General features: G+C 56.3%; 14 protein-coding genes. 12 read left to right on the top strand and 2 right to left on the bottom strand.

Annotated elements, in window-relative coordinates:
* The first annotated feature begins 65 nt into the window (after positions 1 to 65).
* The 9 genes from EM595_RS16475 (at position 66) to EM595_RS16435 (ending at position 10,778) form a co-directional block, all read left to right on the top strand.
* Complete coding sequence (locus EM595_RS16475; protein WP_067434604.1) at positions 66 to 2,615, top strand: class I adenylate cyclase; 2,550 nt, start codon at positions 66 to 68, stop codon at positions 2,613 to 2,615.
* A gap of 141 nt (positions 2,616 to 2,756) precedes the next feature.
* Entirely contained in the window at positions 2,757 to 2,969 is a 213-nt protein-coding gene (lptM, locus tag EM595_RS16470) for an LPS translocon maturation chaperone LptM (RefSeq protein ID WP_067434601.1), read from the top strand.
* A 30-nt stretch (positions 2,970 to 2,999) separates the two neighbouring features.
* Positions 3,000 to 3,824, top strand: a complete 825-nt coding sequence (gene dapF / locus EM595_RS16465; RefSeq protein ID WP_067435583.1) for a diaminopimelate epimerase — start codon at positions 3,000 to 3,002, stop codon at positions 3,822 to 3,824.
* Positions 3,821 to 4,525, top strand: coding sequence for a DUF484 domain-containing protein (locus tag EM595_RS16460; protein WP_067434597.1), 705 nt, complete (start codon positions 3,821 to 3,823; stop codon positions 4,523 to 4,525). The genes dapF and EM595_RS16460 overlap by 4 nt, the downstream gene beginning before the upstream one ends.
* The gene (xerC, locus tag EM595_RS16455) at positions 4,522 to 5,424 is read left to right on the top strand and encodes a tyrosine recombinase XerC (RefSeq protein ID WP_067434594.1); all 903 of its coding nucleotides are present in this window, start codon (positions 4,522 to 4,524) and stop codon (positions 5,422 to 5,424) included. The genes EM595_RS16460 and xerC overlap by 4 nt, the downstream gene beginning before the upstream one ends.
* Positions 5,424 to 6,140: a 5-amino-6-(5-phospho-D-ribitylamino)uracil phosphatase YigB gene (gene yigB / locus EM595_RS16450; protein WP_067434591.1), complete on the top strand. Its 717-nt coding sequence runs from the start codon at positions 5,424 to 5,426 to the stop codon at positions 6,138 to 6,140. Before xerC ends, yigB begins: the two co-directional genes overlap by 1 nt.
* A gap of 36 nt (positions 6,141 to 6,176) precedes the next feature.
* Positions 6,177 to 8,339 carry a DNA helicase II gene (gene uvrD, locus EM595_RS16445; RefSeq protein ID WP_067434589.1) on the top strand — a complete coding sequence of 721 codons (2,163 nt, stop codon included), beginning with the start codon at positions 6,177 to 6,179 and terminating at the stop codon, positions 8,337 to 8,339.
* Between the two features lie 335 nt (positions 8,340 to 8,674).
* Positions 8,675 to 9,628, top strand: coding sequence for a magnesium/cobalt transporter CorA (gene corA / locus EM595_RS16440; protein ID WP_067434586.1), 954 nt, complete (start codon positions 8,675 to 8,677; stop codon positions 9,626 to 9,628).
* A 100-nt stretch (positions 9,629 to 9,728) separates the two neighbouring features.
* On the top strand, positions 9,729 to 10,778 hold the full coding sequence (locus tag EM595_RS16435) for an AbrB family protein (protein ID WP_067434583.1): 1,050 nt from the start codon (positions 9,729 to 9,731) through the stop codon (positions 10,776 to 10,778).
* Here the strand turns inward: EM595_RS16435 and rarD are convergent.
* Both rarD and EM595_RS16425 read right to left on the bottom strand, forming a co-directional pair.
* Complete coding sequence (rarD, locus tag EM595_RS16430) at positions 10,755 to 11,648, bottom strand: EamA family transporter RarD (RefSeq protein WP_067434580.1); 894 nt, start codon at positions 11,646 to 11,648, stop codon at positions 10,755 to 10,757. The two genes, EM595_RS16435 and rarD, sit on opposite strands and share 24 nt — an antisense overlap.
* A gap of 63 nt (positions 11,649 to 11,711) precedes the next feature.
* Positions 11,712 to 12,179, bottom strand: a complete 468-nt coding sequence (locus EM595_RS16425; protein WP_067434577.1) for a thioesterase family protein — start codon at positions 12,177 to 12,179, stop codon at positions 11,712 to 11,714.
* Between the two features lie 177 nt (positions 12,180 to 12,356).
* Here EM595_RS16425 and pldA point away from each other — a divergent pair, with 177 nt between their 5' ends.
* From pldA to rhtC, 3 genes are read left to right on the top strand one after another with little or no spacing between them, the layout of a single operon-like run.
* Complete coding sequence (pldA, locus tag EM595_RS16420; protein ID WP_067434574.1) at positions 12,357 to 13,235, top strand: phospholipase A; 879 nt, start codon at positions 12,357 to 12,359, stop codon at positions 13,233 to 13,235.
* 29 nt (positions 13,236 to 13,264) lie between these two features.
* Positions 13,265 to 15,094, top strand: coding sequence for an ATP-dependent DNA helicase RecQ (gene recQ / locus EM595_RS16415; RefSeq protein ID WP_067434571.1), 1,830 nt, complete (start codon positions 13,265 to 13,267; stop codon positions 15,092 to 15,094).
* A 28-nt stretch (positions 15,095 to 15,122) separates the two neighbouring features.
* The gene (gene rhtC / locus EM595_RS16410) at positions 15,123 to 15,746 is read left to right on the top strand and encodes a threonine export protein RhtC (protein WP_067434568.1); all 624 of its coding nucleotides are present in this window, start codon (positions 15,123 to 15,125) and stop codon (positions 15,744 to 15,746) included.
* Positions 15,747 to 15,970 lie beyond the last annotated feature (224 nt).

Here is a 15,970-nt window from a genome sequence, read left to right as displayed (position 1 = left end):
AAATCAAGCAGCAAATTTCGGAAACGGGGTTTTTTGTAAGCACTGTTATAATCAGGCGAATCGTCTTGTACCTCTACATTGAGACACTGAAACAGAGATTGGATGCCATTAACCAGCTGCGTGTTGACCGCGCTCTGGCTGCGATGGGCCCTGCTTTCCAGCAGGTATACAGTCTGCTGCCAACCTTATTACATTATCATCACCCTTTGATGCCCGGTTACCTTGAAGGTAACGTTCCACACGGCATCAGTTTCTACACGCCTGATGAAAATCAACAAAAATGGCTGCGCGAGCTGACGCCAGACGCGCAAGATGCCAACAAGCCGGGCGAAATGCCAATTACCGGCGTGTATTCCATGGGCAGTACCTCGTCTGTTGGTCAGAATGGCACCTCCGATCTCGATATCTGGGTCTGCCATCAATCCTGGCTGGATAACAATGAACGGCTTGCCCTGCAGAAAAAGTGCAACCAGCTACAAAAGTGGTGCGTTTCCATGGGCGTGGAAGCGAGCTTTTTCCTGATTGATGAAAACCGGTTCCGCCATAATGAAAGCGGCAGCTTAGGCAGTGAAGATTGCGGTTCCACGCAACATATCCTGCTGCTGGATGAGTTCTATCGCACCGCGGTGCGCATGGCGGGCAAACGTATTCTGTGGAATATGGTGCCGGGTGAAGAAGAGTCACATTACGACGACTATGTGATGACGCTCTATTCTCAGGGCGTGCTGACACCTAATGAATGGCTTGATCTTGGCGGCCTCGGCACGCTCTCGGCGGAAGAGTATTTTGGTGCCAGCCTGTGGCAGCTCTATAAAAGCATCGATTCGCCTTATAAAGCCGTGCTGAAAACGCTGCTGCTGGAAGCCTATTCCTGGGAATACCCCAACACTCAGCTGCTGGCGATGGATATCAAACAGCGGCTACATGACGGCGAAATCGTCTCCTTCGGCCTTGATGCCTATTGCATGATGCTGGAGCGCGTGACCCATTATCTTACCAGCATTGACGATCATGCGCGGCTGGATCTGGTGCGTCGCTGTTTCTATCTGAAAGTGTGTGAAAAGCTCACCGAAGCGCAGCCAGGTCGCAACGGCTGGCGCCGCGAAATTCTGACCCAACTGATCAAAGAGTGGGGCTGGGACGACGCGCGTCTGCAGATGCTGGACAACCGCGCCGAGTGGAAAATTGAGCAGGTACGCGAAGCCCATAACGAACTGTTGGATGCGATGATGCAAAGCTATCGCAACCTGATTCGCTTTGCCCGCCGTAACAACTTAAGCGTCAGTGCCAGCCCGCAGGATATCGGCGTGCTGACGCGTAAGCTGTACGCCGCCTTTGAGGCGCTGCCGGGCAAGGTGACACTGCTAAACCCGCAGATTTCGCCGGATCTCTCCGAGCCGCATCTGACCTTTATTCATGTGCCGGTTGGCCGCGCCAATCGTTCTGGCTGGTATCTTTATAACCAGGCACCTGACATGGATTCGATCATCAGCCATCAGCCACTGGAATTTAACCGTTACCTGAACAAGCTGGTGGCCTGGGCGTGGTTCAACGGGTTGTTGACCGCGCAGACGCGCATCCATATCAAAGGCAACGACGTGTGCGATCTGCCGCGACTGCAGGAACTGGTGGCCGATGTGTCACACCATTTCCCGCTGCGCTTGCCATCACCGACACCAAAAGCGCTCTACAGCCCGTGCGAAATTCGTCATCTGGCGATTATCGTCAACCTTGAATACGATCCAACCTCGGCGTTTCGTAATCAGGTGGTGCATTTTGACTTCCGCAAGCTGGATGTCTTTAGCTTTGGCCAGCAGCAACAGTGCCTGATCGGCAGCATCGATTTGCTCTATCGCAACTCGTGGAATGAGGTGCGCACGCTGCATTTCAACGGCGAGCAGGCGATGATCGAAGCGCTGAAAACCATTCTCGGCAAAATGCATCAGGATGCAGCCCCGCCTGACGAAGTGGATGTGTTCTGCTACAGCCAGCATCTGCGCGGCCTGATCAAAACGCGCGTGCAGCAGCTGGTTTCAGAATGTATCGACCTGCGTCTCTCGAGCACGCGACAGGAGCCGGGACGTTTCAAAGCGCTGCGCGTAGCCGGCCAGACCTGGGGCCTGTTCTTCGAGCGGCTGAGCGTGTCGGTGCAGAAGCTGGAAAATGCGGTAGAGTTTTACGGCGCGATTTCGAATAACAAGCTGCACGGTTTGTCGATTAAGGTGGATGCCGATCAGACGCGCCTGCCTGCTGTGGTCAATGGCTACGCCAGCGAAGGCATCATTCAGTTCTTCTTTGAAGACACGCAGAATGATCGCGGCTTCAATATCTACATTCTGGATGAGAGCAACCGCGTAGAGATTTATCATCATTGCGAAGGCAGCAAAGAGGAGCTGGTGCGCGACGTCAGCCGTTTCTACTCCTCTTCGCACGATCGCTTTACCTACGGCTCCAGCTTCATCAATTTTAACCTGCCGCAGTTCTATCAAATTGTGCACATTGACGATCGTCTGCAGGTGATTCCGTTTCGTAGCCAAACCCTGACCCAGATCTGCGCGACAACGCCCGACAACAGCAGCAACGATTACCATCAGCCGCGTTATCATATGCACTAAGTGCTGCTGCTTCGGCAGCGGCGCTGTACGCACTGGCCTGTCGCCCTGACCGGTCAGCATCGGTAACGATTTCCTGTTGCTTTCTCCTTTTCACCTGCGATGATAAGCAACATAAACCGCCTGAATATGAGCAAACGCAGAATGAACAAAGTGATAGGCCAGCTGGTTCTGGCGCTGGCATTAGTGAGCCTGACAGGCTGTGGATTAAAAGGTCCGCTCTACTTTCCGCCATCAGAACAGCCCAAAGCGCCGCAGCCACCCTTAACGAAACAGACCACGCCAGGCAGCACCGTGCAGAAAAATAACGATGCCGACAGCCTGAAATCCTCCACCTCAGGCACCCAGGCAAACTAATCGATCATGGCGCATCCGGCGGAGCAGAAAATGCAGTTCTCAAAAATGCACGGCCTCGGAAACGACTTTATGGTCGTTGATGCCGTGACGCAAAACGTCTATTTCTCGCCGGAGCTGATTCGCCGCCTGGCGGATCGTCATCATGGCGTGGGATTCGATCAGCTTCTGATCGTTGAGCCACCTTACGATCCGGATCTCGACTTTCATTACCGTATTTTCAACGCCGATGGCAGCGAAGTGGCGCAGTGCGGCAACGGCGCGCGCTGCTTTGCCCGCTTTGTCCGCCTGAAAGGGCTGACCAATAAAAACGAAATTCGTGTCAGCACGCAAACCGGCCGCATGGTGCTGAGCGTCACGCAGGATGAGCTGGTGCGCGTCAACATGGGCGAGCCCAATTTTGAGCCGTCGCTGGTGCCGTTCCGCGCCAACAAAGCAGAAAGCATTTACCTGATGCGCGCCGCGGAACAGACCGTGATGTGCGGCGTGGTATCGATGGGCAATCCGCACTGCGTGATTCAGGTGGAGAGTGTTATCACCGCCGCGGTGGAGAGCCTCGGTCCGGTGCTGGAAAGCCACGATCGTTTTCCTGAACGGGTGAATGTCGGCTTTATGGAAGTGGTCAACCGCGAGCACATTCGCCTGCGCGTTTATGAGCGCGGCGCTGGTGAAACCCAGGCGTGCGGCAGCGGTGCCTGTGCGGCGGTGGCGGTTGGCATTCAGCAACTGCTGCTGGCCGAACAGGTGCGCGTCGATTTACCCGGCGGCAGCCTGAATATCGCCTGGAAAGGGCCGGGCACGCCGCTCTATATGACCGGCCCGGCAACGCACGTTTATGATGGATTGATTCACTTATGAAACAGGTTGGCGAACAGGCTGCAGGCGACACGCTGCTTGATGATGACAGCGTCAGTGATTTCTTGCGCCAGAACCCCGATTTCTTTATTCGTAACGCTCGTCAGGTTGAGCAGATGGCGGTGCCGCATGCGGTGCGCGGTAGCGTGTCGCTGGTTGAGTGGCATATGTCCCGCCAGCGCAATCACATCGCCCGCCTGGAAGAGGAAATTACCCTGTTGATGGAGCAGGCCACCGCCAACCATCAACTGTTTGATCGTCTGCTGGCGCTGCAAAATCACCTGGCCGCCGCGTCGTCGCTGATGGACATGTTAAACCGTCTGCAGCGCTGGGCGCGCGAACTTGGCCTGGCGGGCGCGAATATTCGCTTGTTCAGCGATAAATGGCGCATTGGCGCACCGTCTGATTTCACTCAGCTGGCGCTGTCGCGGCCCGCCTTCGAACCAGTGCGTATTCAGCGCCTTGGCAAAGAGCAGCACTATCTCGGCAGCCTGAATGGCCCGGAACTGCTGCTGCTGTTGCCGCAGGCCAAAGCGATTGGCTCGGTCGCGATGTCAATGATGGGCGAATCGGGCAACCTTGGCGTGGTGATCTTCAGCAGCCGTGACACGCAGCATTATCAGCCCGGCATGGGCACGCTGTTATTGCAGCATCTGGCTACCATGCTGCCAGGCCTGGTGGAACGCTGGATTGAACGCGCATGATCTCCCCTCTGCAACCCGCCGTTGATGCCTTTCTGCGTTATCTGAAGGTGGAGCGGCAGCTCAGTCCGCTGACGCTGAAAAGCTATACGCATCAGCTGAGTGCGCTGATTGTGCTCGCCGATGAGATGCAGATCCGCGACTGGGCGACGCTGGAACCGGCGCAGGTGCGTTCACTGGCGGCGCGCAGCCGCCGTGCCGATCTGCAACCGGCCAGCCTGGCGTTGCGACTGTCGGCGCTCCGCAGTTTTCTTGACTGGCAGGTGAGCCAGGGCGCACTGAAAGCGAACCCGGCGAAAGGCATCGCCACGCCGCGCGCGCCACGCCATTTGCCAAAAAATATCGATGTCGATGAGGTCAACCAACTGCTGGATATTGACCTTAACGATCCGCTGGCGGTACGCGATCGCGCCATGCTGGAAGTGATGTACGGTGCCGGACTGCGCCTGTCCGAACTGGTCAACATGGATTGCCGCCATCTCGATCTCACCACGGGCGAAGTTTGGGTGGTGGGTAAAGGCAGCAAGGAGCGGCGGCTGCCGATTGGCAGAATGGCAGTGCAGTGGATTGAACACTGGCTGGTGCTGCGCGACGTGTTTGCGCCACAGGACGACGCGGTGTTTTTGTCGAGCCAGGGAAAACGGATTTCGGTACGCAACGTGCAGAAGCGTTTTGCCGAGTGGGGCGTCAAACAGGGCGTCACCAGTCATATTCATCCGCACAAGCTGCGCCACTCGTTTGCCACGCACATGCTGGAATCCAGCGGCGATCTGCGCGCGGTGCAGGAGCTGCTGGGACACGCGAATCTCTCCACCACGCAAATTTATACCCATCTCGACTTTCAACATCTGGCGTCGGTCTACGATGCTGCTCATCCCCGTGCGAAACGAGGAAAATCGTAATGCATTTTTATCGCCCGCTGCGTCCCGTTAAAGCCATGACCTTCGATCTTGACGATACGCTCTATGACAACCTGCCGGTGATCCGCAAAACTGCACTGGAATCCCATGCGTTTTTGCAGGGGTTCCATCCCAGCCTGCGCGACTTCAGCGTTGATGCCTATCAACAGGTGCGCGATCGGCTGTGTGAGCAAGAGCCCGATATCTGGCACGATGTGACCGAATGGCGCCGTCGCTCGGTAGAGTTAGCGATGCTGGAGGCGGGATTGACCGCCGAACAGGCGCGCGAAGGTGCCACGCAGACCATGGCGGTTTTTGCCCACTGGCGCAGCAAAATCGAGGTGCCGGCGGAGACGCACAGTACGCTGGCGGCGCTGGCTGAACGCATGCCGCTGGTGGCCATCACCAACGGCAACGCCGAGCCGCACCTGTTCGGGCTCGATCGCTATTTTCAGTTTACACTGCGCGCCGGTCCCGATGGCCGTGCGAAACCGTTCGAGGATATGTATCATCTGGCCGCTGAGCGGCTGGCGATTGCGCCGGAAAATATTCTGCACGTCGGCGATGATCTCACCACCGACGTTGCCGGTTCGCTGCGCTGCGGGCTGCAAGCCTGCTGGATCAACCTGCGCGGCGGCGACCTGATGCACATCGCTGATGCACGGCTGCTTCCTCATCTGGAAATTACCCGCCTGGCATCGCTGACCGCCTTAATGTAATATCCTGTTTAAATATCCAGTGAATCAACGGTGCTTATGGACGTTTCTGACCTGCTCGACAGTTTGAATGACAAACAACGCGACGCCGTCGCGGCGCCACGCAGCAACCTGCTGGTGCTGGCGGGCGCGGGCAGCGGCAAAACGCGCGTGTTGGTTCACCGCATCGCCTGGCTTCTGGCGGTAGAGAACTGCTCGCCTTATTCCATTATGGCAGTGACCTTTACCAACAAAGCCGCGGCGGAGATGCGCCACCGTATTGAACAGCTGATTGGCACCAGCCAGGGCGGCATGTGGATCGGCACCTTTCACGGTCTGGCGCACCGGCTGCTGCGCGCACATCACCTTGATGCCCGCCTGCCGCAGGATTTTCAGATCCTCGACAGCGAAGATCAACTGCGGCTGCTGAAGCGACTGATCAAAGCGATGAACCTGGATGATAAACAGTGGCCAGCGCGTCAGGCGATGTGGTACATCAACGGCAAAAAAGATGAGGGCCTACGGCCTGCACACATTGAAAGTTACGGCAATCCGGTTGAACAAACCTGGCTGAAGGTGTATCAGGCCTATCAGGAAGCGTGCGATCGCGCGGGCCTGGTCGATTTCGCCGAACTGCTGCTGCGCGCGCATGAACTGTGGCTGAACAAGCCGCACATTCTCAATCACTATCGCGAGCGTTTCACTAATATTCTGGTGGATGAGTTTCAGGATACCAACAACATTCAGTATGCGTGGATTCGCATGCTGGCGGGCGAAACCAACAAGGTGATCATCGTAGGCGATGACGATCAGTCAATTTATGGCTGGCGTGGCGCGCAGGTTGAGAATATCCAGCGTTTCCTCAATGATTTTCCCGGTGCGGAAACCATCCGCCTGGAACAGAACTATCGCTCAACCAATAACATTCTACGCGCGGCTAACACCCTGATCGCCAACAACAACGGTCGTTTGGGTAAAGAGCTGTGGACCGAAGATGGCGACGGCGAAAAGATCTCCATCTATTGCGCCTTCAATGAACTGGATGAGGCGCGCTTTGTCGTCAATCGCATCAAAGCCTGGAATGAACAGGGCGGTGCGCTCAGCGACTGCGCCATTCTTTACCGCAGCAACGCCCAGTCACGCGTGCTGGAAGAAGCGCTGCTGCAAACCAGCCTGCCGTATCGCATTTATGGCGGTATGCGCTTCTTCGAACGTCAGGAGATCAAAGATGCGCTGGCTTATCTGCGCCTGATCGCCAACCGCAATGATGATGCGGCATTTGAACGCGTGGTGAACACGCCTACGCGCGGCATCGGCGATCGTACGCTGGACGTGGTGCGACAGACATCACGCGAACGGCAGCTCACGCTGTGGCAAACCGCGCGCGAACTGCTGCAGGAAAAAGCGCTGGCCGGTCGCGCCGCTTCAGCACTGCAACGCTTTACCGAACTGATCGACTCGCTGGCGCAGGAGACGGCCGAAATGCCGCTGCATGTGCAAACCGATCGGGTAATGAAAGACTCCGGCCTGTGGCAGATGTATGAGCAGGAAAAAGGCGAGAAAGGTCAGACGCGCATCGAGAACATGGAAGAGCTGGTTAACGCCACGCGTCAGTACAGCTATCAGGACGAAGATGAAGATCTGATGCCGCTGCAGGCATTTTTGTCGCATGCTGCCCTGGAAGCGGGCGAAGGTCAGGCGGACAAATGGCAGGACGCTGCGCAGTTGATGACCATGCACTCGGCGAAAGGGTTGGAGTTCAGTCAGGTGTTTATCGTCGGCATGGAAGAGGGCATGTTTCCCAGCCAGATGTCGCTGGATGAGAGCGGTCGTCTTGAAGAGGAGCGTCGTCTTGCCTACGTTGGCGTGACGCGTGCCATGCAGAAACTGACACTGACCTACGCAGAAACCCGGCGCCTTTATGGTAAGGAAGTGTATCACCGGCCGTCGCGGTTTATTTCCGAGCTGCCGGAATCCTGCATCGAAGAAGTCCGTCTGCGCGCCAGCATCAGCCGCCCGGTAAGCCATGCCCGCTCCGGTGCGCCAGTCACGCAAAACAGCAGCGGCTTTACGCTGGGCCAGCGCGTGCGGCACGCCAAGTTTGGCGAAGGCACCGTGGTGAATCTTGAAGGCAGCGGCGATCATAGTCGTGTTCAGGTCGCCTTTAACGGTCAGGGAATCAAATGGTTAGTAGCCGCTTATGCCCGACTGGAAGCGGTCTGAATGGTAGCCTAACGGTAACTTGACGCCTTTTTCGTCTCAGCGTAACATGCGCCCACTACAATCCTGAGAGGACATACGCCTTGGACGCACCCAGTCGATACTGGCTCATTAACCTGTTACGCAGGTGCAACGCCTAAGGCTATCCTCTTTTGCTGATAGCCTTCGTGGTTGTCAGCGACCGCTCCATTCCCGTCGCTTGAGCTAGTACCCACTCTTTTTTATACGGTATTTCCGTGTCCAGGTATTCGTTTTGTTCCTGTTTGCGCGTACAACAGTGCGCCAGCGGGCAACATTGCCATGTCCCATAAAAGACCGCAATTGGGAGTCATACTGCTATGCTGAGCGCATTTAAACTGGATGAAAGCCGCCTCACTCGTCTTGAGCTGGAAGAGACCGAAGACCGGCTGACCTCGTCTGTCTGGGTCGATCTGATCGAGCCTGAAGAGAGCGAGCGTGACCGCGTTCATACCGAGCTGGGACAGAATCTGGCAACGCGGCCGGAACTTGAGGACATCGAAGCATCCGCCCGTTTCTTCGAAGATGAAGATGGCCTGCACATTCACTCATTTTTCTTCTATGAAGACGCCAAAGATCACGCCGGTAACGCCACCGTGGCGTTTACCATCCGCGATGGCCGCCTCTATACGCTGCGCGAACGTGAACTGCCCGCTTTCCGGCTTTACCGCATGCGGGCGCGCAGTCAGACGATGATTGACGGCAACGCCTACGAACTGCTGCTCGATCTGTTTGAAACCAAAATCGAGCAGCTGGCGGATGAGATTGAGAACATCTACAGCGATCTGGAAAAGCTGAGCCGGGTGATCATGGAAGGCCAGCAGGGCGACGATTTCGATCGTGCGCTGTCAACGCTGGCGGAGCTGGAAGATATCGGCTGGAAAGTGCGTTTGTGCCTGATGGATACCCAGCGTGCGCTGAATTTCCTCGTGCGTAAAGCGCGCCTGCCGGGCAATCAGCTGGAGCAGGCGCGTGAAATCCTGCGCGATATCGAATCCCTGCTGCCGCACAACGAATCGCTGTTTCAGAAGGTGAACTTTCTGATGCAGGCGGCGATGGGCTTCATCAATATCGAACAGAACCGCATCATCAAAATCTTCTCGGTGGTGTCGGTGGTGTTCCTGCCGCCTACGCTGGTCGCGTCCAGCTACGGAATGAACTTTGAGTTTATGCCGGAGCTGAAGTGGAGCTTTGGCTATCCAGCGGCGATCTGCCTGATGATCCTCGCGGGTCTGGCGCCTTATCTCTACTTTAAACGTAAGAACTGGTTATGATTTTTCGGGCTGCCTGCGGGCGGCCCGAATTGTTTCTGGCATACCCTCCGCAATCGGCGTAACCTTTAACCTCTTATTTTCTCACTGAATACTTCACCTTATGCAACGGCTTTCTGTTCCGTTACAGTGGGTGCTGCTGCTCGCAGCCTCGCTTACGCTTGGCGTAATCCTGCAACTGTTTCATGTTCCGGCAGCGCTGCTGCTCGGCCCAATGATTGTTGGCGTGATCATGGGACTGAGCGGGGCGACGCTGCGCATTCATAAACACTTCTTTGTCATTGCGCAGGCGATTCTGGGCTGCATGATTGCGCAAAGCTTGTCGCCATCCATTCTGACTCCGCTGCTGCAGGACTGGCCGATCGTGCTGGCGGTGCTGCTAATGACGCTGGCGGCCAGCGCATTTTCTGGCTTTTTGCTGGTGCGTTTCAGCGATATGCCCGGCGCGACCGGCGCATGGGGATCCTCTCCCGGCGGTGCTTCAGCCATGGTGGTCATGGCGGCCGATTACGGCGCCGATGTTCGGCTGGTCGCCTTTATGCAATATCTGCGCGTGCTGTTTGTGGCGACCGCCGCCGCGGTTGTGGCGCGCATCGGTTTGGGTGATGCGGCACAGCAGGCCACTTCGCCAGTGTGGTTTCCGGCGCTGCACGGCGGTTTTGCCGCCACGCTGGGTGTCATGCTGGTGGGGGCCTGGCTGGGACAGCGGTTTCGCATTCCTGCCGGCGCGCTGCTGGTTCCGGCGCTGATTGGCGCCACCTTTCACTCCAGCGGCACCTTAACTTTGCAGGTGCCGGAATGGCTGCTGGCGCTGGCTTACGCCCTGATTGGCTGGAGCGTGGGTCTGCGTTTCACCCGACCGATTTTCCAGCTGGCGCTGCGTACGCTGCCGCAGATGCTGTTGTCGATTCTTGGCCTGATGCTGTTGTGTGCGGGTATGGCGTGGATGTTAACGCGGGTGCTCAAAGTGGATTTGCTGACCGCCTATCTGGCAACCAGCCCTGGCGGGCTGGATACCGTGGCGATCATCGCGGCGGGCAGCAAGGTGGATATGGCTTTTGTAATGGCGATGCAAACCTTACGGCTATTCACCATCCTGTTTACCGGACCGGCTATCGCGCGTTTTATCTCACGCTTTGCGCGCGCGACGTAGGTTACGCAGCGCGTCAAAGATAAACAGCGCCAGCGCCAGCCAGATAAAGCCGAAGGTGACGACTTTGTCCTGCGTCAGCTGCTCGCCGTAGAACAGCACCGCCAGCAGGAACATCAGCGTTGGGCCAAGATACTGAAAGAAGCCTACCGTTGAGAGACGCAGTCGGGTACAGGCCGCCGCAAACAGCATCAGCGGAATGGTGGTGATGATGCCCGCGGCAATCAGCAGCAGATTCAGGCTGGCCGCATTATCGCCCAGATGGCTGGTACTGCTGTCGGCGATGCCAAACAGATAAAGCGATGCCATTGGCAGCAACCATAACGTCTCAATCAGCATGCCGGTTTGCGCATCCACCGCTATCTTCTTGCGCAGCAAACCATAAAACGAAAAGCTCAGCGCCAGGCCCAGCGCGATGATCGGCACCGAACCAAATTTCCATAGCTGCACCATCACGCCGCAGGCTGCCAGCCCCACCGCCAGCCATTGCAAACGGCGAAAACGCTCACCGAGAAACAGCATGCCCACCACCACATTCAGCAGCGGATTGATAAAGTAACCGAGGCTCGCTTCCAGCATATGATGGTTATTGACCGACCAGATAAACAGCAGCCAGTTGCCACCGATGGTCACCGCTGAAACCGCCAGCAGCAGGACTTTTATCGGCTGACGAACGATAGCGCGCACCTGCGGCCAGCTTCGGCTGGCGCTGATCAGCAGCAGCATAAACAGCGCTGACCAGATTACGCGGTGGGTCATGATCTCGGCAGGCGGCACCTGCTGTAAGAGCTTGAAATAGATCGGCGCGATGCCCCAGATAAAGTAGGCACCAAGGGCAAAGAAGATGCCCTGTCGCGTTTGTTGCGCATCCATGATGTGTAACCCGTGGAAAAAGAGCGCTATTGTAAAGAATTCTGCCGCTCTGAACAGCAACCGTTAGCCAATAAGATAGGTCGCAGTCGCGGTGGCAATATACAGGCCGCTGTCGTTATGCAGTTCGACACGCGCCACGGCGACTTTATTGCCCGCCCGTAGCAGCCGACTGGAGGCGATAAAGTGCTCGCCGCGGCCAGGGCGCAGATAATCCACACGCAAATCGATGGTGCCCATTTTCGCCAGCTTCTGCCGCAGCTCTTCTTCCGTGATGGTTTCCTGGCGCGTCAGTGAACTGCTCACGCACACCAGCCCAGCCGCCACGTCCAGCACTGATGCAATAACGCCACCATGCAGAATACGCTGCGCCGCGTTGCCTACCAGCATCGCCTGATTACTGAAGCTCAGCTCCGCATAATCCGCCTCCAGCGTCTTCAGCGACAGGCCCAGCGCCTGATTAAACGGCATGTGATAAACAAAGATTTCACCAATCAGCTGGCGCGCATCGTTTTGAGAGAGCAGCAGTGACATCGTTTCCCTTCCTGAAGCGATAAAAGTGCGGCTGAGCATAGCCAGGGCAGCGCGTTTGTGCTGTTCAAAAAGGGCTATCTGCTTTCCAAAAACAGCGCAGATTTTGCTGATTTTTGCGTGTAGAATGGCCTGCTTTTTACACAACCCCTTCGCTCAGTGCTTTCTCTGGAGACTTTTATGCGTATGCTTCGCGCTTTGCTGGCTGCGGCAATGATCCTTCCTGCTATTGTTCAGGCTCAGGAAGCCACAATTAAAGAAGTTCACGACGCTCCGGCTGTACGTGGCAGTATCATCGCTAACCTACTGGAGAAGCACGATAATCCGTTCGTGCTCTATCCCTACGAAAAAAACTATCTGCTTTATACCTACACCAGTGACATGAATCGCGAAGCGATTTCCAGCTATAACTGGTCTGATAAGGTGAAGAAAGATGAGGTGAAGTTCCAGCTCAGCCTGGCGTTTCCATTATGGCGCGGCATTCTGGGTGATAACTCGGTGCTGGCGGCGTCCTATACGCAAGGTTCCTGGTGGCAGCTCTCCAACCGCGGTGCCTCTTCGCCGTTTCGTGAAACCAATTACGAACCGCAAATCTTTCTGGGATGGGCCACGGATTACAGCCTGGGCGGCTGGACGTTACGCGATGTTGAAACCGGCTTCGATCACCAGTCAAACGGCCGTTCCGATCCTACATCACGCAGCTGGAATCGCCTGTATGCTCGCCTGATGGCGCAGAACGGCAACTTTATGGTTGAGGTGAAACCCTGGTATCGTCTGCCGGAAGGTGAGAACGACGACGATAACCCCGATATCACTAAATATATGGGTTATTACCGCCTGAAATTGGGGTATATGCTGGGCGACAATATCTTTAGCCTGCAAAGCACCTATAACTGGAACAGCGGCTACGGCGGCGCGGAGCTGGGGTGGAGCTATCCGATCAGCGAACACGTTCGTTTCTACACGCAGGTTTACAGCGGCTACGGTGAATCGCTGATTGATTACAATCATCGTCAAACCCGCCTTGGCGTGGGCGTGACCCTTAACGATTTGTTCTAAAATTGGTAAAGACGTAAAACGGGAATACGGTGGCAACAACGGCAGTAATGAATCAGGACGCGCTGGCAGAACAGTACCTGCGCGACATCTTCGGTTATCAGCAGTTTCGTCCGGGTCAGCAAAGCATTATTCAGGCTTCGCTGGCGGATCGCGACTGCCTGGTCATCATGCCAACCGGCGGCGGCAAATCGCTCTGTTATCAAATCCCGGCGCTAGTGCGCGAGGGACTGACGCTGGTGGTTTCTCCGCTGATCTCTCTGATGAAAGATCAGGTCGATCAGCTGTTAGCCAACGGCGTGGCTGCGGCCTGCCTGAACTCTACACAAAGTCGTGAGGCGCAGCAGGAAGTGATGGCGGGTTGCCGCAGCGGCGAGATTAAGCTGCTCTACATTGCACCAGAACGGCTGATGATGGACAACTTCCTGGAGAAGCTGTCGGCGTGGCAGCCAGCGATGCTGGCGGTGGATGAAGCGCACTGTATCTCACAATGGGGCCACGATTTCCGGCCAGAATATGGCGCACTTGGCCAGCTGCGCCAACGTTTTCCCCAGCTGCCGGTAATGGCGCTGACCGCGACTGCGGATGAAACCACACGGAACGACATCGTTCAGCTGCTGCGGCTTGAAGATCCGCTGATTCAAATCAGCAGCTTTGACCGTCCTAACATTCGTTATACCCTGCTGGAAAAGTTCAAGCCCACCGAGCAACTGCTGCGCTATGTGCAGGATCAGCGCGGCAAAAGCGGCATTATCTACTGTAACAGCCGGGCCAAAGTGGAAGACACCGCTGCCCGATTGCAGAGCCGCGGCATCAGCGCCGGTGCCTATCACGCCGGGCTGGAGCTGACACAGCGCGCCCACGTGCAGGAAGCTTTTCAGCGTGATGATCTGCAAATCGTGGTCGCCACCGTGGCGTTTGGCATGGGGATTAATAAACCCAACGTTCGCTTTGTGGTGCACTTCGATATTCCGCGCAACATCGAATCCTACTATCAGGAAACCGGACGCGCTGGCCGTGACGGCCTGCCTGCCGAAGCGATGCTGCTGTACGATCCGGCTGATATGGCCTGGCTGCGTAAGTGCCTGGAAGAGAAGGCGCCGGGTCAGCTGCAGGATATAGAACGCCATAAGCTCAACGCGATGGGCGCGTTTGCTGAGGCGCAAACCTGTCGTCGCCTGGTATTACTCAACTATTTTGGTGAAGGTCGCCAGCAGCCGTGCGGCAACTGCGACATTTGCCTTGATCCACCGAAACGTTATGACGGGCTGGTGGAGGCGCAAAAAGCGCTTTCTGGCATCTATCGCGTCGGGCAGCGCTTCGGTATGGGTTATGTGGTCGATGTGCTGCGCGGCGCCAACAATCAGCGCATTCGTGAGCTGCAGCACGATAAACTGCCGGTGTATGGCATCGGCAAAGATCAGAGTCATGAGCACTGGGTGAGCGTGCTGCGCCAGCTGATCCATCTCGGCTTCGTGACGCAAAACATTGCGCTGCATTCTGCGCTGCAACTCACCGAAGCGGCGCGTCCGCTGTTGCGCGGTGAAGTGCCACTAATGCTGGCGGTGCCGCGTCTGGTCACGGTAAAAGCCAAAAGTTACAGCCAGAAAACCTTTGGCGGCAACTACGACCGCAAGCTGTTCGCCAAGCTGCGTAAACTGCGCAAGGCGATTGCAGATGAGGCCAACGTGCCGCCATACGTAGTGTTTAACGATGCCACCTTGATTGAGATGTCGGAGCAGCTGCCGATCACCGCATCGGAAATGTTGAGCGTCAACGGCGTGGGTCATCGCAAGCTCGAGCGCTTCGGCAAACCGTTTTTGCTGATGATTAAAGATCATATTGACGACGAAGACGCCTGATCGTCTTCCTTACTTATAAGGAACTACCATGCTCGCCTTGTTTTTAACCGTCGCGGTTGTCCATCTGGTGGCGTTAATGAGTCCGGGACCGGACTTCTTCTTTGTCTCGCAAACTGCGGCCAGCCGCTCGCGCAAAGAGGCAATGATGGGCGTGCTGGGCATCACGCTGGGTATTGTGGTGTGGGCGGGCGTGGCGCTGATGGGGCTGCATCTGATCCTGCAAAAAATGGCCTGGCTGCATCAGATCATTATGGTCGGCGGTGGGCTGTATCTGCTGTGGATGGGTTGGCAGCTTCTACGTTCGGCGCGCCAGCAGCATAAAAATCCGCAGCAGGAGGAGGTGGCGGTTGAGTTGCCGAAAAAAGGGCGCAGCTTCCTGAAAGGCTTTCTGACCAACCTTTCCAATCCCAAAGCGGTGATCTACTTTGGCAGCGTCTTTTCACTCTTTGTCGGTGATGATGTCGGTGCCGGTGAACGCTGGGGACTTTTCCTGCTGATTATTGGTGAGACCTTTGCCTGGTTCGCGCTGGTAGCGGCGATCTTTGCGATGCCGTGGATGCGTCAGAAATATCAGCGCGTGGCTAAATGGGTGGATGGGATGGCGGGGGTGCTCTTTGCCGGGTTTGGCATTCATCTCATTATTTCACGATAAGCTCTGGTAAGAGCTTATCGTGAATATTCGGCCTGGCTTACTGGTGATTTAGCCGCCGAACGGTGCTCAAAATCCTCACGTACTTCAGTACGCTCCGGTTTTTCCGCGCTGGCCGACGGCAAACTCGCTGCGACGCCGACGGCCTTGCAGCGAGTGCGCTGGAAGGTTAAAGACCTGACATTCCTTCAAAATTCAAATAACCGCGTACCTTTGCGTTTTGCGGG

This window comes from Duffyella gerundensis, assembly GCF_001517405.1.
Classification (GTDB): domain Bacteria; phylum Pseudomonadota; class Gammaproteobacteria; order Enterobacterales; family Enterobacteriaceae; genus Duffyella; species Duffyella gerundensis.
Note: the sequence above shows the minus strand (reverse complement) of the source record. Positions and strands in the feature narration are given on the sequence as shown.